Raw genomic sequence first — 15,965 nt, 5'->3', positions numbered from 1 at the left:
CGAGTCGCGGCCGACGTAGCCTGGCCGGGGCTCGACAGCTGCTACGCACTATTCTATTGAAGTTGTGTAGATACTCATGGCCATCGGGGCTTGCCCCCGATGAGGCCCGTCAAACCGCCACACTCACCTCCTGCCTGTCCACCTCCACCAACGTCTCGATCATCGCCTTCGCCGCCGGCGACAACCGCGAACCGGTGCGGCTGACAATCCCGCAGCGGGCACTCATGGTCTCCATGTTCTGCGGCAGGTTGCGCCAGTGCAGCAGCTTCAGCGTGCCGTGGGCGATGTCTTCGGCGAATGCCTCCTCGGTGCCCACGCCGATGGCATTGGACTGCAGCACGATCTTCACCAGCGCCGGGAAATGTTCGGTCTGGATGCTCGGGGAAAAATCCATGCGCCCGCTCAGGTTCGCCAACAGTTTGCGAATGCCCTGTGAGATCAGCGGCGACGCCAGCGGGTAGTCGAACATGTCGTTGGTCGACAGGCTGTCCTTGGCCAGCAACGGGTGCCCCGGTCGGCAAAAAAATACCCCGCGCTTGGGGGTCAGCGCGCGGGTCTGGAAATTCGGGTCGGCTTCGAATTGGCGGATGTCGGCGATAAAGAATTCGATCTCTTCACGGCTCAGGGCACGACTGAGTTTTTCCCAGTTATCCACCTGGAAACTGGTGCGGATTTTCGGGTGGGCGCTGATAAAGCGCGCCACCGCGTCCGGCACCAGTTTCACCGCCGGTGCCGGGCCGCAGCCGAAGCGCAGGTCGCCGGCGTCGAGCTTGGTCATGCGCGTCACTTCACTGCTCAGCAACGCGGCGCCGTGCACCAGGGACAGGGCATGTTGCAGCACCACTTGGCCCTCCGGCGTGGGGCGCAGGTCCTTATGGCCACGGTCGACCAGCACGCAGCCGAACTCCTGTTCCAGCCCCTGGATGCTGCGGCTGAACGCCGGTTGGGTGATGCCCATGGCGTCCGCCGCACGCACGAAACTGCGGTGTTCGTTGAGGGCGATGAAGTAGCGCAGTTGGCGAAGATCCATATGCTTTCCCTGCATCTTAAAAATAGGTCGAAGGCATTTGCGACCACGGGAGCAGAGGTTTTAAATGCAAGCTCTTATTCCGTCAATGAAGCATTAGTTCATTTGCTAGACCTAAATTGCATATGGATAGAGCGTTGTCGGAAAGCGTCCCCATCAGCAGGCACAAGAGGGTCACCACCATGAGCAACGCCGCATTAGCTGTTCAACCCGTCGCCCAGGCGCTGGATATTCACCCGGTCGCCGGCCGCATCGGCGCCGAGATCCGCGGCATCACACTGTCCGGCGATCTGGATGCCGCCACGGTCGAAGCCATCCAGCAGGCGCTGGTGCAGTACAAGGTGATCTTCTTTCGCGAGCAGACTCACCTCGATGACCAGAGCCAGGAAGCCTTCGCCCATCTGCTCGGCGAGCCGATTGCCCACCCGACGGTGCCGGTGCGCGACGGCACGCGCTTCCTCATGGAGCTGGACGGCACCCGTGGGCAGCGCGCCAATTCCTGGCACACCGACGTGACCTTCGTCGATGCCTACCCGAAAGCCTCGGTGCTGCGTTCGGTACTGGCGCCCAAGTCCGGTGGCGACACGGTCTGGGCCAACACCTCAAGCGCCTACAACGACCTCAGCGTCGAACTGCGCGCCCTGGCGGATAACTTGTGGGCGGTGCACAGCAACGAATACGACTACGCCGCGCTCAAGCCGGATGTGTCGGCCGAGCGGCTTGAGGCATACCGCAAGGTGTTCACCTCGACGGTGTACGAGACCGAGCACCCGGTGGTGCGCGTGCATCCGGTCAGTGGCGAGAAAACCCTGCTGCTGGGGCACTTCGTCAAGCGCCTGAAAGGTTATTCCCAGGCGGACTCGACCCAGCTGTTCAACCTGCTGCAAAGCCACGTCACCCGCCTGGAAAACACCGTGCGCTGGCGCTGGAACACCGGCGACGTGGCGATCTGGGACAACCGCGCCACCCAGCATTACGCCGTGGACGACTACGGCACCCAGGAACGCATCGTGCGCCGGGTGACGCTCAAAGGCGATGTGCCGGTGGGCGTGCACGGGCAGCGCAGCCAGACCACCAAAGGTCTCTGAGCTGACAACGCTTCAAATGTGGGAGGGGGCAAGTCCCAAGGCCAGTTAGTTAAGGGCGAACACCGTACCTGTGGTGAGCGGGCTTGCCCCGCGTTGGGGTGCGAAGCGCCCCTGATGAAGACGAATGCGGTGTATCAGGCACTCCTCTGCGCCTGGTTCTGGGGCTGCTGCGCAGCCCAACGCGGGGCAAGCCCGCTCACCACAGAGGTACCCGTTTGCTGCGCGAGAGCGCTACTTCGAAGAGGCAGTGGGACCCCCACATCCGATGGGTGGTTTACCAGACGCCGATCTGCACCACTTTCTCCGCTTCCGGCTCACCGTAACGAAACCGTTGGCCACGCAGATCGATCTCTGCGTGGCTGATGGTGGTGCGCCGCTTCAGCCCGCGCAGCCATTCGAACAGATACCCCAAATGGGTTTCGCGCACTTCGGCATAGGCCGGGTCGTTGCCCAGGTCGTGCAGTTCCTGCGGGTCGTTTTCCAGGTCGAACAGCTGTGCGCGAAAGCCGTCATACGCCAGGTATTTCCAGCGGTCGCTGCGCACCATGGTCATCCGGCAACGGTCGATGGGTTGCGCCAGGCGTTCGCGGGCCGGGGCCTGGAAGGCGTAGTCGTACTCGGCGATGGCGTAGCGGCGCCAGTTGGTTTCCTGACCGTGCAGCAGCGGGATCAGCGAGCGGCCTTCCAGGCGATGCTCGGCCGCTGGCAAACCCAGGGCGTCGAGGAAGGTCGGCAGCGCATCGATGGTTTCCACCAGATGCGCGTCCACCGTGCCACGGCGGGTATCGGCGGCGGCGCGTGGGTCGCGCACGATCAGCGGAATGCCCACCGCAGGTTCCAGCAAAAACTCTTTTTCGCCGAGGAAGTGATCGCCGAGGAAATCGCCGTGGTCGCTGGTGAACACGATCAGGGTGTCGTCCCAACGGCCGTTGCCTTGCAGGAAATCGAACAGGCGCCCGAGTTGGTCGTCGACCTGTTTGATCAAGCCCATGTAGGTGGGAATCACCGTGAGCCGCACCTCGTCACGGGAAAAGTTCAGGCTCTCCTGGTGCTGGCGGAACGCCTGGTACACCGGGTGATCGCTGGTTTCCCCTGGCTGGATCGGTGCCTGGATATGCTCGGCGCCATACAGCGCGTGATAGGGCGCCGGTGCGATGTAGGGCCAGTGTGGCTTGATATAGGACAGGTGCAGGCACCACGGTTGTTCGGCCTGCTCACGGATAAAGTCGATGGCGCGGTCGGTGGTGTAGACGGTTTCCGAATGTTCTTCGGCCACGCGCGCGGGGCGGCCTGCATTGCGCATGTGCCAACCGCTGAGCACTTCGCCGTTTTCACCGGCTGCTGCATTGGCCCATTCGTGCCACGGGTTGGCGCCGCTGTAGCCCTGCTCGCGCAGGTAATGGGTGTAGGGCGCGGACTCGCGTTTATCCTCGAACAGCGGGCTGTCGGGGTAGATGCCGTCGTGACGCAGGTACGCCTCGAAGCCGACTTCGTTCAACGGCTCGGCCTGCTTGCTGTCAGGGTCGATATTCAGGCGTTGCAAGGCGTCCACATTGGGCGTGGCGTGGGTCTTGCCGACCAGCGCCGTGCGGATGCCGTGGGGGCGCAGGTAGTCGCCGAGGGTCAGTTCTTCCAGGGGCAACGGCACCGCGTTCCACGCCACCTGGTGGCTGCTCACGTAGCGCCCGGTATAGGCCGACATGCGCGAGGGCCCGCAGATGGTGCCTTGGGTATAGGCGCGGCTGAAGCGCACACCGGCGGCGGCCAGGCGATCGATGTTCGGCGTGTGCAAGTGGGCGTGGCCGTAGCACGACAGGTAATCGCGGCGCAGTTGGTCGCACATGATGTACAGCACGTTACGCACGGGTTGGGGGTGGGACATGGGGCTTCACCAGACGGAGGACAGGTGAGGTTTTTCGCCGTTCGGGTGGGGGGCTGGCAAGTGCATTTGGGGACTGGCTTTGATGCAGTGGATGCATGGCCTAGACCGCGACGTTCTCCAGCGCGTACACCTCTTCATCCAACTCATCGACCTGCTTGATCTGCTCGATCATCGCTTCCGCCAGCGGCGACAAGCGATACCCCGCACGGCTGACGATGCCGTAGCGGGTGTAACGCTCCTCCAGATCCTCCGCCAGGCCCTCGATCGTCAAGCACACCAGTTCGCCCCGGGCCATGTGCAGCACATCGCTGTTGGCGCTGACGATGCCGATGGCGTCGGAGCGCAGCACCACGCCCATCAGGCTATAGCCGTTCTCGCATTCGACATTGGGCAGGAAATCGGGCCGGCCGCTGAGGTCGACGATGACCTTGCGCAGGTTGGGCGGGCGGATGGTCACGGCCAGTGGGTAACTCATCAGCTCGGCGGCGCTCACGCTGTCGCGCAGGGCCAGCGGGTGGCCGGCGCGGCAGCAGAAATACCAGCGGCGCGGGCGCAGGCGGTGGGTGTGATAGTCCGGGTTGGCTTCGAAGTGGCGGGTGTCGGCGACGAAAAACTCGAACTCTTCACTGAGCAGACGTTTGCTCAGGCTTTGCCAGTCGTCCACCTGGTACTGCACCCGTGCCTTGGGGTAGCGCCCGATAAAACTGCCGATGGCGCGGGGGATCAGGCCGCCGGCCGGTGCCGGACCGCAACCGAAACGCAATTCCCCCGCCTCCAGGCCATTGAACTGGCTGATCTCATTGGCCAGTTGCTGTGCGCCGCTGACCAGGCGCCGGGCGTGCTCCAGCAATACCTGGCCTTGTTTGGTCGGCGCCAGGTCTTTGCGGCCACGGTCAATCAGCTGGCAACCGGCGCTGTGTTCCAGGGCCTGGATACTGCGACTGAACGCCGATTGCGACAGGTTCACCGTCAACGCGGCGGCGACAAAACTGCGTTGTTCGGCAAGGGCGATGAAGTGACGAAGCTGGCGCAGATCGATATGCATTTTTCACATCAAAAATATCCGGGAAATGCATTGGCTATGCATTAGGTCGACTCCTTATAAAGGCTATCTCTTATGCAGTAAATGTTCGTAAAAACATAAATAAATAACCTAAAGGAATATCTCTCGATGGATATTTCCGGGTTCCGGAGCCGCTTATGAGTCTGTTGAAGTCCTTGCCCCTGGCCATTCTGGTGGCCGGCAGTTCCAGTTGGTCGCCGACCCAGGCCGCCGAAACGCCCGCGCCGGTAAGCAAGGGCGAGAGCGCCGGCGGCGAGTTGGAGACGGTCACCGTCACCGCCCGGCGGCGCACCGAAAGCGCTCAGGCAGTGCCGACGCCCATGAGCGTGATCGGCGGCCAGGCGCTGGAGAGCCAGCGGGTGTATCGGATTCAGGATCTGCAGCAACTGGTGCCCAGCGTCAACGTCGCCTATATGCATGCACGCCAGTCCAGCGTGTCGATCCGTGGGCTTGGCAACAACCCGGCCAGCGACGGCCTGGAAGGCAGCGTAGGGCTGTATATCGACAACGTGTACCTGGGGCGGCCGGGCATGGCGGTGTTCGACCTGATGGACATCGAGCAGCTTGAAGTCTTGCGCGGCCCGCAAGGCACCTTGTTCGGCAAAAACACCACCGCCGGGGTGATCAACATCAGCACGCGCGCGCCGAGTTTTACCCCGGAGCGCAGCATTGAAACCTCGCTGGGCGAGGACGGCTACTTCCAGACCAAGGGCACGATTTCCGGCCCGCTCACCGATGACCTGGCGGGGCGTTTCTCGGCCTATCGCACCCGCAGCGACGGCGACATCAAGAACGAATACAACGGCCATGACCTCAACGGCGGCTCGCGCCAGGGCTTTCGCGGGCAACTGCTGTACAAGCCCAGCGAGGTGTTCAACCTGCGCTGGATCGGCGATTACAACGAAGAGGATTCCAGCGCCGGCACCCGGGTGCTGTACAGCACCGGGCCGACCATCAACGGCACCAACCTCTACCAGTCGCGGGCCAACGCGGCAGGCGCGACCCTGGTCGATGGCACCCACCGCAAGGTCAACCTGGACAGCGACCAGCACGTCACCGTGTTCCAGGGCGGTACGTCGCTGGAGGCCAACTGGACGTTGCCGAGTGATTTCACCCTGACCTCGGTCAGTTCCTATCGCTTCTGGAATTTCACCCCGCGTAACGACGACGGCCTTAACGTGCCGGCGTCGTACAACGCCGGGGTGTCGGTGGAAGATAAGCAGTGGTCCCAGGAATTCCGGCTGGCGTCGCCCACCGGCGGTTTCTTCGATTACGTGCTCGGTGCCTACTACTTCGGCAACTCTCTGGATAACAAGTCCTTCGCCTATTACGGGCCCCAGGCCGACATCTGGAACGGCACGCCAGCCGGCGCACTGGCCAACGTCAGCAGCGTCGGCAACGGGCACATTCGCACCGACAGTTTTGCACTGTTTGCCCAGGGCACCTGGCACCTCACCGAGCGCCTGGATTTCACCGCCGGCCTGCGCGGCACCTACGAAGAAAAAAGTGCCTGGGTCACGCGTAACACTCCCCTTGGGGGTGCGGCGGTCACCGGTGCTGCCGCGACGGCTCGACGCGGCCGCGCGGGGGCGTACGATTCCGGTGACCTCACGCAATACAGCACCAGCCCCTCGGGTTTGCTCAACCTGAGCTACCGCTTTAACGAAAACCTGCTGGGCTACGCGACGTTGTCCCATGGCGAGAAGTCCGGCGGGGTCAACCTGGCGGTAGGCTCGGCACCGACGGCCGGGGCCGACTCGCTGTTGATCGGCACCGAGCGCGCCAATAACGCCGAACTGGGTTTCAAAAGCACCCTGTGGGACCGGCGGCTGCAGCTCAATGCCAACCTGTTCTGGACCCAGGTCAACGGCTACCAGACCAATGCCTATGACCAGGACAACCGTGTGCAGTACCTGACCAACGCCGGTTCGGTGCGCTCGCGGGGCGTCGAGGTGGAAAGCACCCTGGTGCCGATCAAGGGCCTGACGCTGAACCTCAACGGCTCGTTCAACGATGTGAGTTACCTGTCTTACAAGGATGCGCCGTGCCCGCCGGAAGTCAGTCTGCGTCCCGGTGCGCCGGCCTCCTGCGACCTGAGCGGGCATCAAGTGGTGGGGGCGTCGAAGTGGATCGCCAACGCCAACGGCGAATACAAGTGGAACCTGGATAACGGCTTCGAACCCTACGTCACCGCCAGCTATGCGTTCCGCTCCAAGGCCGTGGGCACGGTGGAGGACTCCGACTATGGACAGATTCCTGCCTACGCCGTGGTCAACCTGTCCACCGGCCTGCGCGGCAACTATGAGCAGGGACAGTGGGACGTGTCGTTATGGCTGAAAAACGCCTTCGACAAGACCTACTACACCACGCTGTGGACGGGGGGGAACGGCGGCTACGAAGGCCTGCTCGGTACGCCGCGCACGCTAGGGGTGACCGGGCGCTATGACTTCTAGCCCCGTGCGATAGGTGGCCGGGCTGAACACGCGCGTCACCACCAGCATCGCCACCGCCGTGACCGTCAGCACCACCCAGGCGCTGACAAAGTTGCCGGTCAGCCCGCGCAGCCAGCCGGTCAGCCACGGCGACACCGCATTGATCAAGAAGCCCACGCCTTGCACAAAGGCCGCCAGTTGCCCGGCCTGGCGTGGGTCGCGATGGTGGTCGAGGGTCAGCAGCAGGCTCAGGGCGAAACACGCGCCCAGGCCGAAGCCGCACAACGCCACCCAGAGGTGCGGATATTCCTGCGGTGCGACGATCAGGCCGAGGTAACCCACGGTCTGGGCCAGCAGGGCGATGCCCAGCAGCGGCCGACGGTCGATACCGCGCTGCGCCAGCACCGGCATCAACAGCGCGGCGATCACCTGGAAGATGGTCATGAACGCCAGCAGCGAACCGCTGGGCAGCACGCCCCAGCCCAGTTGCTGATAGTAGGCCGGCAGCCACGCCACCAGGCTCATGTAGCCGCAATTGACCAGGCCGAAATACAGTGCCAGCAACCAGGCGCGGCGATTGCGCAGGTCCTTGAAGGCCGGCACCACCTGTGGATTTCTGGCCGCGCCCAGTGGCAGCCAGGCCCACAGCAGCAAGGCACCCAGCGCCGGCAGCAGCCACACCCCCAACCCCGCCTGCCATTCCTGGAAATGCGTGGCCACCAGCGGGCTGAGCAGCGCTGCCAGCCCGCCGCCGGCCATCAGTGAGGCCGAGTACACACCCATCGCCACCGGCACGCGATGACGGAATTCGCGCTTGATCATCGCCGGCACCAAGGCCTGGATCAGCGCCACCCCCGCACCGCCGAGCAACGCCGTGACCAGCAGCGCCGACGCCTGGCCCATCAGCCAGCGTGCCAGGCACGCCAGCAGGATCATCATCAGGCCCAGGGCGATGCCGCGCCGTTCGCCGAGGCGGGCTTCCACGCGCACGCCCACCAGCGCCACCAGCCCCATGCACACCGCCGGCAGGCTGGTCAGCAGGGCGCTGCTCTGGAAACTCAGGCCGGTGGCCTGGCGGATCTCGCCGAGCAACGGGCTGATGGAACTGAGGATCGGCCGCAGGTTCAGGCCGAGCACCACCAGCAGGCCCCAGCCGGCGAGGGATTTGTTCAGGGTCATACAACGCTCTTGCAGTCGGCAAATGAAGCGTGAGTATGGCCAGCACCCAATGTATTCTGAAATTAAATATAACCATGCCAACCAGTGGCAAAGAGAATGGTGACGCTGATGTTCGATCCCGTGTTGTTGCGCAGCTTTGTCGCCGTGGTGGACTGCGGCAACTTCACCCGCGCCGCCGAGCGCCTGCACTTGACCCAGTCCACCGTGAGCCAGCAGATCCGCCGCCTGGAAGAGGCGGTGGCGTGCCAGTTGCTGGACCGCGACCAGCGCCGCGTGGTCGCCACCGCCGAGGGCGAACGCTTGCTGGCCTATGCGCGGCGCATCCTCGCGCTGCATGAAGAAGCCACCGATGTGTTGATCAACCAACAGAGCGACGGCGTGCTGCGCCTGGGGGTGCCGGAAGACTTTGCCGCCGAGCGCCTGATGCCGTTGCTGTCGGCATTTGTGCTGGCGTATCCACGGGTGCGCCTGGAGGTCACCAGCGGTCTCGGCCCCGAGTTGCAGCGTCAATACCGCGGTGGTGAATTCGACGTGTTGCTGGTCAAGCAGATGGGCAGCAGCGATGACTGCCTGGCCTCGTGGCCCGAGCCGCTGTGTTGGGTCGACAGCCGCAGCACGCCGTGCCTGGGGCGCGACCCTCTGCCGTTGGTGGCATTCCCGGTGGGCGGCCTGTACCGCAATGAAATGCTGCACCACCTGGAAGTAGGCGGCTGGCGCTGGCGTATCGGTTATTCCAGTGCCAGCCTGGCCAGCGTGTGTTCGGCGGTTGCGGCGGGGTTGGGTGTGAGTCTGTTGCCGCGCCGGGTCGTGCAGCCAGGGCATGTGGAACTGGGGCCGGACAGCGGTTTGCCCGTGGTGCAGGGCGTGCGCCTGGCGTTGTATGCCCGTCATGGCCTGAGTGCCGCGGGGCAGTGCTTGCAGGCTGAGCTGTTCGATTTGTGTGCAAACAGCCCCGTTGAGCCATGCCTTAAGTGAATATTTTGTATGCCTGAAAAGCATCAAAAAAAACCACCTCGGCGCCAGGCCACGTGGGCCGGGGCTTTGGCGTTTGCAGAGTATTCGTTTATTCAAAATTGATCTATCTATAACTTCAAAGATTACTTTAAGAGATAAGCGTCTGGCCCCGATGATTCAGCCCTCGACGGCCTTCCACGCAGGCCCGTCGGTTTTTTTGTTTCGAAACCGTAGGGAGTCAATCAATGGGCAATGTCCAGACCGCCGCCAGTGCACCCGAGGCGCAATGGCGCCAGGCACCGAGTGGTGAGTTGGTCGACCTTGGCCGGCCGCACCGCGCGCCGTTGGGGCAATTGCGGACGCAGCAAACCCCGAAGCGCTTCTCCAGCCGCCGCGAAGGGATCCTGCTCGGTTTGTTGGTACTGGCCCTGCACGGTGCAGTGATTTATTGGGTCAGCCAGAAACCCACGCCGGTGCTGCCGATTGTGCCGCCGGAAATTCCGCCGATGACCATCGAATTTTCCCAGCCGGCACCGCCCGTGGTGGAACCGCCACCGCCTGTGCCGCCACCACCGCCACCGCCTGTTGTCGAGCCACCGCCGCCGGTGGTGGATGAGCTGGCCGCCAAGCCGGCGCCGCCCAAGCCGATTCCAAAACCCAAGCCCAAGCCGGTGCCAAAGCCTGAGCCCAAGCCCGCACCGAAACCGGTCGAGCAGGCGCCCACGCCACCGCAACCGGCGCCACCGGCCCCCGCGCCCGCTCCGCCCGCGCCAGCCCCGGTGACACCGGCTTCGGCCAACGCCGCGTACCTCAAGAACCCGGCGCCGGAGTACCCGTCACTGGCGCAGCGTCGCGGTTGGGAAGGCACGGTTTTATTGCGGGTGCATGTACTGGCCAGCGGTAAGCCGGGCGAAATCCAGGTCCAGAAAAGCAGCGGTCGCCAGCAACTCGACGACGCCGCACTGACCGCCGTGAAGCGGTGGAGCTTCGTGCCGGCCAAGCAGGGCGATGTGGCCCAGGACGGCTGGGTCAGCGTACCGATCGACTTCAAGATTCACTAACTATTGCGCTGCGGTGTGCAGCACACGCCGCGACTAGTACAGAGGGAAAACATCATGGCATTAGCATCTCCACTTGAATCCATCGAAAGCGCGGTGATCTGGCTGCTGGTGGTCTTTTCGGTCGCCACCTGGGGCCTAGCCCTGCTCAAGGGCGTGCAGTTCGGTCGCCTTAAAGCGCAGGATCGCAAGTTCCACAAACAGTTCTGGGCGGCGTCGAGTCTCGACTCGGCCGCCGAGCTGGCCGAAACCCAGCCCGGCGCCGCTGCCCGTGTGGCCCAGGCCGGTTACGCCGCGATCCAGGTCGGGGAAGCGCCGCATGCGGCCGACCTGAGCCAGGCGATCAACCACCAGGACCGCCTCGAGCGTGCCCTGCGCCAGCAGATCGTACGTGAGCGCCGCTCCCTGGAAACCGGCCTGGCCGTGGTCGCCAGTATCGGCAGCACCTCGCCGTTTATCGGCCTGTTCGGTACCGTGTGGGGGATCATGGAAGCGCTCAAGGGCATCAGCGCCGCCGGCTCCGCCAGCCTCGAAACCGTGGCCGGCCCCATCGGTGCCGCCCTGGTCGCCACGGGCGTGGGGATCGCCGTCGCGGTGCCGGCGGTGCTGGTCTACAACTACTTCCTGCGTCGCCTCAAGCTCACGGCGGCTGACCTGGATGACTTTGCCCACGACTTCTACAGCCTGGCGCAGAAAAACTCCTTCCGTGTGCTGCTGCATCCTGCCCTGACTAAACATGCGCCGGGCAACCCGCAAAAAGTGAAGGAGGCGTCCTGAAATGGCCTTCTCCACGCAAGACAGTGATGAGGTACTGAGCGAGATCAACGTCACGCCGCTGGTGGACGTGATGCTGGTGCTGCTGGTGGTGTTTATCGTCACCGCGCCGCTGTTGACCAATGCGATCCCGATCAACCTGCCCAAGACCGAGGCCGTAGCCCCGGTGGAGCAGAAGGACCCGCTGGTGGTGAGCATCGACGGCGCCGGCAAACTGTTTATCAACAAGGACGAAATCCAGCCGGACCTGCTGGAATTCAACCTGCAGGCGGCCAAGGCCAAGGACCCCGATGTGCGGGTACAACTGCAGGCTGACGATGGTGTGAACTACGGCGAAGTGGCGCGAGCCATGGCGTCTATCGAGCGCGCGGGGATTACCAAGCTGTCGGTGATTACCGCACGTTAGTTGCAAAAGCCTCGACAATTTTTTGGCCGTTTTCCTTGGCAGGGTGCGGCCTTTTTTTTGCCTCCGTTTCAGTAACATCACACGATCAAAGTGCGCCAACCCCAGCGATTTGCGGATACCGGATTTCAACTTCTTGCTGAAACTTTCTAGCGCTCTCTTTAAGCCAGTCAATCAACCGAGCGATATCAGGTTCCGACTGCCGCCCATTCCTACAAATAACGTAGTACGCCGCCGGCGACATCATCAGCGGGCCGCCTAGGGTGACTAATGCACCTTCTTCCAACTGGTCATACACCAACGCTGTCCTGGCCAGCGCAATCCCGCCACCCTTCACCGCCAGACTGATTGCCAGGCTTGAGTCCGGAAAGCGCGGCCCATGGTGATAAGGCGCAGCTGCCAGGCCCTGGAACGCAAACCAGCTTTCCCACCCTGGACACACTTGATCGTCCACACGGTGAATGAGTGGATACCGCGCGATATCCGTCAGCGAAATATCGCCATTCATGCGTTGAAACTCCGGTGAGCAAACCGGGAACACGGCATCGCGCATCAGAAGCTCGGCATGATGATCCGGGTAGTCGCCGTACCCCATCACAATCGCAACATCGAATTGATGGGCACCGAGATTGGCGCTATTCATATCCGCACTGGTCAATACCAGGTCGAGATTGAATGAAGTGTCGGTGTGGGAACCATGCATTCTGGGGATTAGCCAGGTCGAACACAGGGACGAAGTGCACGAAAGATAAAGGGGCTGAGATTTGCGCGGATTCAGCGAGTGCAACACCGTCTCAAGGGTTTTGAAAAAATCATCGGTCACCGGCAACAAAGCCTGCCCGGCGGTTGTGAGGTTGACGCCCCGCGAATGGCGCTCGAACAACTGAACGCCCCACCACTCTTCCAGACCTGCGATCTGATGACTGATGGCACTGGCGGTGAGGCTCAACTCTGATGCTGCGCGGGCGAAACTGCCTGTTCGTGCAGCACTGACAAAGGCTTGCAGCATGGGTGTAGGTGGCGGACGTTGGCCCATCAGGTGCTCACTTTGATCAGGATGATCCCGCAAACAATGACGAACGCCGAAAGCATCCGCCGCCAGCCGAACCGCTCGTGAAAAAACAGCGCGGCAATAATGGCGCCGATAATAACACTGGTTTCCCGCAACGCTGAGACCTTGGCCACCGCATCCAGCGACAGCGCGAACAGCACCAGGCCGTAGGAAGTGAGGTAAAAAACGCCGCCCATTACGCCGACTTTCCAATGGTTGCGAATGGCCTCTGCGAATTCCAGACGTTTCTTGAAAAACGCCAGCGCCGGAATCGGAATGCTCTGGAATACCGTCAGATAGATGATGTATTGCAGCACCGTCTCACTGGCTCTGACACCTTTGGCATCCACTACTGTGTAGGACGCGATGAAAGCACCTGCGCACACCGCCATCAGAATTGGTTTGAACATACGCGCGGACATCCTGCGCACGAATGTCAGGCTGATAATGCCTACGCAAATCAGCAACACCCCCGCCATGGCATGAAACGATAGCTGCTCGTGCAGCAGGAAATAGGAAAACAGCGCGACTAGAACCGGTGGCACCCCGCGCATGACCGGGTAGACCTGCCCAAAGTCGCCGGTTTCATACGCTTTGATCAGAAACAATCGATAGGCCGTGTTGAGCACCACGGAAACCAGCACGTAGCCCCACACCTGCAGGCTTGGCGTATTCACCTGCGGCAGCGCCGCCAGGCAGATCAGCAACGCCGTACCATCGACCATGGCCAAGGTCATGAAGCGACTGCTCCCCGCCCGGACGACCGCGTTCCAGGTGGCGTGCATGAAGGCGGAGATCAAAACAAGGGTGATCGCGATGTTGGAGTTGTCCATGGGGCTCGGCTTGTGATGGGAATATGAAGTTGTGCCTTATGGCCGGCGAGGGATCATCGTTTGCGCAACCACATTCGTAACATGTATCGATTGAGATCTTTCAAAGAGACTGCGTCATCAATCTCTAAGCGCGGAGCGCTCTTATCGATGAAATGCGTTCGGGTATGGAGAAACTTGTTGTCAGCTGAAATAAGAACCTGCCCTGGTTCAAGCAGCACTCGATGTTGAACTGAAGATTGAAAGGACTGTATCTAGAAAATCCAATGCATGTATTTGCGCCAGGGTTAATGGCGCTCCCGCTTTGATGTGGGCCCATTCGATATAGACGCGGAAGTACCTACACCTCAATAACCCTATGGCCAAGATGGTTCTGCACCATTGGCGCTCCCAGCAAAGAGCCGAACGTCCATATAAAAGATTTGAAACCTGCAAGATCATCGACTTTAAATCCATCTAGGATAAGGACGTGTTTTTCGTGATCAACGATTTTTCGTATATTGCGCAGTTCTGCGCTGAGGGTCTGCGAGTGATGGGGGGCGATGTAAGCAGGCTTTGCATCGAATCGATTAGTTTGATCATCCGGTTCGGAGCTGGCTTTTGCGCTCAGTAGTTCGTTGAATGCGGTTTTAGAAAGCCTGACTTTAGAAGTTTCGTGGTGGAAAGTACTTATATTCATTGCGATTTTTTACGGGGTTGGTTGGAGTCAATATTTAACTAACCTCACCACTCTCCGGAAAAGCGAAAAGTCGTCAGCGGAGCCATAAAAAACCGTCATGGAAGATATTTCCTACAAGAAAGTTCATCAGGTGATCGATGCTGGCATTTCGTCATGGTTTGTAAAGGGCCAGCCAGCCGTGTCCCTTTAAATTGCAGGACGTTTCCGAGACAATCCCCGCCGCCTTGTGACTGTTGGAATGGATGGCTAGTCTTCGGCCCGTCGCTGGTTTTCAGCGATCGGGTTTAGCAGCCTGAGTTCAATAGGCACACGGTTCACATCCGCGTTTATGGTGGCTGTGCGTGGGGCACCCTCGGGTGCGCTGGTGTTCCTATTGGCCAGTCTGCTAACCCGCGTACAGCTGCCACCTATCGTTTAGCAGTGTTAGTGGTCGCTCCCGTGTTCAATAGGAGTTACACCATGACCAAAGCACTTCCCGACCCACCCGTTGACTGCCTTGTCGCCAACGAAAACCTCAGTTTCGAAGACGCCCAACTTTATATCGCTCACCTGATCCACAGCGCATCGGCCACCGTATGGGACTGTTGTGAGCACCTGCAGCCGCACGACCGCGCGAAAGTCCATGCGGTGTGGCATTTGCTGGAAATGGCCAAGACCGTGGTGGATCGCACCATCGACTGCATGCCTCGTACCAATCACGTCATCTAAAACCACTGCAAATTGAATGTGAAATCGAGTCAATGTGGGAGGGGGCTTGCCCTCGATAGCAGTGGGTCAGTTGATAAATATGTCACTGACCCACCGCCATCGGGGGCAAGCCCCCTCCCACATTTGAATTTCATGAATGCTTGAGTTTTTGGTTATTAATAAATAGCTTCTTATTCCTTAACGAATATAACCCTCGTCCCTATACTGTCCTACAACGTTAAACGCTGCAGGAGGGCACACCCATGCACAGCGAGTTGATTCGTTATCTGATCGTGCCGGGCTGGCAAGGATCGCCAGAAGATCATTGGCAAAGTCACTGGCAGAACAGCCTGCCCAACAGCGCACGGGTGGAGCAGGCCGATTGGCTGACGCCGCGCCGCGAGGACTGGGTGGCTGCACTGGCCGAGGCGATTGCCGCCGACAGCACCCCGGTAATTCTGATCGCCCATAGCCTGGGCTGCATCACCGTGGCCCATTGGGCTGCCACCGCACCCGTGCAGTTCCTGCGGCAGGTGCGCGGGGCCTTGCTGGTGGCTCCGGCGGACGTTGAACGGCCAGCCTGCTCGCCGGCGTTGCGCAACTTTGCGCCGATCCCGACCGACCTGCTGCCGTTTCCCAGCCAGGTGGTCAGTTCCGATAACGACAGCGCCGTCAGCGCCCCCCGGGCCCTGGAGCTGGCGCGTAATTGGGGGGCCGAAGCCGGCATCCTGTCGGGGGCCGGGCATATCAACGTGAAGTCCGGTCACCAGCGCTGGGAGCAGGGGTTCGCCTACCTGTATCGCCTGCAAAGCCGCCTCGAGCATCACGCCCGGCGCACCGCCTGATATTTTTTCAACG

15 protein-coding genes are annotated in these 15,965 nt (G+C 61.5%); 8 read left to right on the top strand and 7 right to left on the bottom strand.

What is annotated here, in order from left to right:
• Positions 1-109: 109 nt before the first annotated feature.
• The gene (locus BM416_RS20940; RefSeq protein ID WP_092489319.1) at positions 110-1,030 is read right to left on the bottom strand and encodes a LysR family transcriptional regulator; all 921 of its coding nucleotides are present in this window, start codon (positions 1,028-1,030) and stop codon (positions 110-112) included.
• Positions 1,031-1,209: 179 nt separating this feature from the next.
• Here BM416_RS20940 and BM416_RS20935 point away from each other — a divergent pair, with 179 nt between their 5' ends.
• Entirely contained in the window at positions 1,210-2,115 is a 906-nt protein-coding gene (locus BM416_RS20935; RefSeq protein WP_065941064.1) for a TauD/TfdA dioxygenase family protein, read from the top strand.
• Positions 2,116-2,389: 274 nt separating this feature from the next.
• On the opposite strand, the gene BM416_RS20930 is transcribed toward BM416_RS20935, so the two are convergent.
• Together BM416_RS20930 and BM416_RS20925 are read right to left on the bottom strand one after the other, a co-directional pair.
• The gene (locus BM416_RS20930) at positions 2,390-3,997 is read right to left on the bottom strand and encodes an alkaline phosphatase family protein (RefSeq protein ID WP_092489318.1); all 1,608 of its coding nucleotides are present in this window, start codon (positions 3,995-3,997) and stop codon (positions 2,390-2,392) included.
• 100 nt (positions 3,998-4,097) lie between these two features.
• Positions 4,098-5,042: a LysR family transcriptional regulator gene (locus BM416_RS20925; RefSeq protein ID WP_092489317.1), complete on the bottom strand. Its 945-nt coding sequence runs from the start codon at positions 5,040-5,042 to the stop codon at positions 4,098-4,100.
• 155 nt (positions 5,043-5,197) lie between these two features.
• Between BM416_RS20925 and BM416_RS20920 the strand changes: the two genes are divergently transcribed.
• A complete protein-coding gene (locus BM416_RS20920) occupies positions 5,198-7,513 on the top strand; it encodes a TonB-dependent receptor (RefSeq protein WP_092489316.1) in 2,316 nt (771 codons plus the stop codon).
• Here BM416_RS20920 and BM416_RS20915 read toward each other — a convergent pair.
• Positions 7,484-8,671 (bottom strand): CynX/NimT family MFS transporter, encoded by a 1,188-nt coding sequence (locus tag BM416_RS20915; protein ID WP_092489315.1) that lies wholly within the window; start codon positions 8,669-8,671, stop codon positions 7,484-7,486. The two genes, BM416_RS20920 and BM416_RS20915, sit on opposite strands and share 30 nt — an antisense overlap.
• 108 nt (positions 8,672-8,779) lie before the next feature.
• Here BM416_RS20915 and BM416_RS20910 point away from each other — a divergent pair, with 108 nt between their 5' ends.
• The 4 genes from BM416_RS20910 to BM416_RS20895 all read left to right on the top strand — a co-directional run bounded on the left by BM416_RS20910 (position 8,780) and on the right by BM416_RS20895 (position 11,863).
• Positions 8,780-9,646 (top strand): LysR family transcriptional regulator, encoded by an 867-nt coding sequence (locus tag BM416_RS20910; RefSeq protein WP_092489323.1) that lies wholly within the window; start codon positions 8,780-8,782, stop codon positions 9,644-9,646.
• Between the two features lie 224 nt (positions 9,647-9,870).
• Complete coding sequence (locus BM416_RS20905; RefSeq protein WP_012721645.1) at positions 9,871-10,686, top strand: energy transducer TonB; 816 nt, start codon at positions 9,871-9,873, stop codon at positions 10,684-10,686.
• A gap of 54 nt (positions 10,687-10,740) precedes the next feature.
• Entirely contained in the window at positions 10,741-11,460 is a 720-nt protein-coding gene (locus tag BM416_RS20900; RefSeq protein WP_027607855.1) for a MotA/TolQ/ExbB proton channel family protein, read from the top strand.
• A gap of 1 nt (position 11,461) precedes the next feature.
• Complete coding sequence (locus BM416_RS20895; protein WP_010565408.1) at positions 11,462-11,863, top strand: ExbD/TolR family protein; 402 nt, start codon at positions 11,462-11,464, stop codon at positions 11,861-11,863.
• An 85-nt stretch (positions 11,864-11,948) separates the two neighbouring features.
• On the opposite strand, the gene BM416_RS20890 is transcribed toward BM416_RS20895, so the two are convergent.
• The 3 genes from BM416_RS20890 to BM416_RS30930 form a co-directional block, all read right to left on the bottom strand.
• A complete protein-coding gene (locus BM416_RS20890; RefSeq protein WP_092489314.1) occupies positions 11,949-12,896 on the bottom strand; it encodes a LysR substrate-binding domain-containing protein in 948 nt (315 codons plus the stop codon).
• Positions 12,896-13,744, bottom strand: coding sequence for an EamA family transporter (locus BM416_RS20885; protein ID WP_027607853.1), 849 nt, complete (start codon positions 13,742-13,744; stop codon positions 12,896-12,898). The genes BM416_RS20890 and BM416_RS20885 overlap by 1 nt, the downstream gene beginning before the upstream one ends.
• 337 nt (positions 13,745-14,081) lie before the next feature.
• Positions 14,082-14,420, bottom strand: coding sequence for a hypothetical protein (locus BM416_RS30930; protein WP_256577567.1), 339 nt, complete (start codon positions 14,418-14,420; stop codon positions 14,082-14,084).
• Positions 14,421-14,879: 459 nt separating this feature from the next.
• Here BM416_RS30930 and BM416_RS20875 point away from each other — a divergent pair, with 459 nt between their 5' ends.
• The gene (locus tag BM416_RS20875; protein WP_090401127.1) at positions 14,880-15,128 is read left to right on the top strand and encodes a hypothetical protein; all 249 of its coding nucleotides are present in this window, start codon (positions 14,880-14,882) and stop codon (positions 15,126-15,128) included.
• 242 nt (positions 15,129-15,370) lie between these two features.
• Entirely contained in the window at positions 15,371-15,952 is a 582-nt protein-coding gene (locus BM416_RS20870; RefSeq protein WP_024072766.1) for an alpha/beta hydrolase, read from the top strand.
• Positions 15,953-15,965 lie beyond the last annotated feature (13 nt).

Origin of the sequence: Pseudomonas sp. NFACC42-2 (assembly GCF_900116055.1) — a bacterium.
Classification (GTDB): Bacteria; Pseudomonadota; Gammaproteobacteria; order Pseudomonadales; family Pseudomonadaceae; genus Aquipseudomonas; species Aquipseudomonas marginalis.
The sequence above is the reverse complement of the archived record's forward strand: the minus strand, read 5'-3'. Positions and strand labels throughout refer to the sequence as shown.

Excerpts from the sequence above, each read along its gene's own strand:
- BM416_RS20930 (WP_092489318.1), bottom strand. The coding sequence starts at position 3,997 with ATGTCCCACCCCCAACCCGTGCGTAACGTGCTGTACATCATGTGCGAC.
- BM416_RS20925 (WP_092489317.1), bottom strand. The coding sequence starts at position 5,042 with ATGCATATCGATCTGCGCCAGCTTCGTCACTTCATCGCCCTTGCCGAA.
- BM416_RS20875 (WP_090401127.1), top strand. The coding sequence starts at position 14,880 with ATGACCAAAGCACTTCCCGACCCACCCGTTGACTGCCTTGTCGCCAAC.
- BM416_RS20885 (WP_027607853.1), bottom strand. The coding sequence starts at position 13,744 with ATGGACAACTCCAACATCGCGATCACCCTTGTTTTGATCTCCGCCTTC.
- BM416_RS20890 (WP_092489314.1), bottom strand. The coding sequence starts at position 12,896 with ATGGGCCAACGTCCGCCACCTACACCCATGCTGCAAGCCTTTGTCAGT.
- BM416_RS20915 (WP_092489315.1), bottom strand. The coding sequence starts at position 8,671 with ATGACCCTGAACAAATCCCTCGCCGGCTGGGGCCTGCTGGTGGTGCTC.
- BM416_RS20895 (WP_010565408.1), top strand. The coding sequence starts at position 11,462 with ATGGCCTTCTCCACGCAAGACAGTGATGAGGTACTGAGCGAGATCAAC.
- BM416_RS20920 (WP_092489316.1), top strand. The coding sequence starts at position 5,198 with ATGAGTCTGTTGAAGTCCTTGCCCCTGGCCATTCTGGTGGCCGGCAGT.
- BM416_RS20935 (WP_065941064.1), top strand. The coding sequence starts at position 1,210 with ATGAGCAACGCCGCATTAGCTGTTCAACCCGTCGCCCAGGCGCTGGAT.
- BM416_RS20910 (WP_092489323.1), top strand. The coding sequence starts at position 8,780 with ATGTTCGATCCCGTGTTGTTGCGCAGCTTTGTCGCCGTGGTGGACTGC.
- BM416_RS20900 (WP_027607855.1), top strand. The coding sequence starts at position 10,741 with ATGGCATTAGCATCTCCACTTGAATCCATCGAAAGCGCGGTGATCTGG.
- BM416_RS20905 (WP_012721645.1), top strand. The coding sequence starts at position 9,871 with ATGGGCAATGTCCAGACCGCCGCCAGTGCACCCGAGGCGCAATGGCGC.
- BM416_RS20870 (WP_024072766.1), top strand. The coding sequence starts at position 15,371 with ATGCACAGCGAGTTGATTCGTTATCTGATCGTGCCGGGCTGGCAAGGA.
- BM416_RS20940 (WP_092489319.1), bottom strand. The coding sequence starts at position 1,030 with ATGGATCTTCGCCAACTGCGCTACTTCATCGCCCTCAACGAACACCGC.
- BM416_RS30930 (WP_256577567.1), bottom strand. The coding sequence starts at position 14,420 with ATGAATATAAGTACTTTCCACCACGAAACTTCTAAAGTCAGGCTTTCT.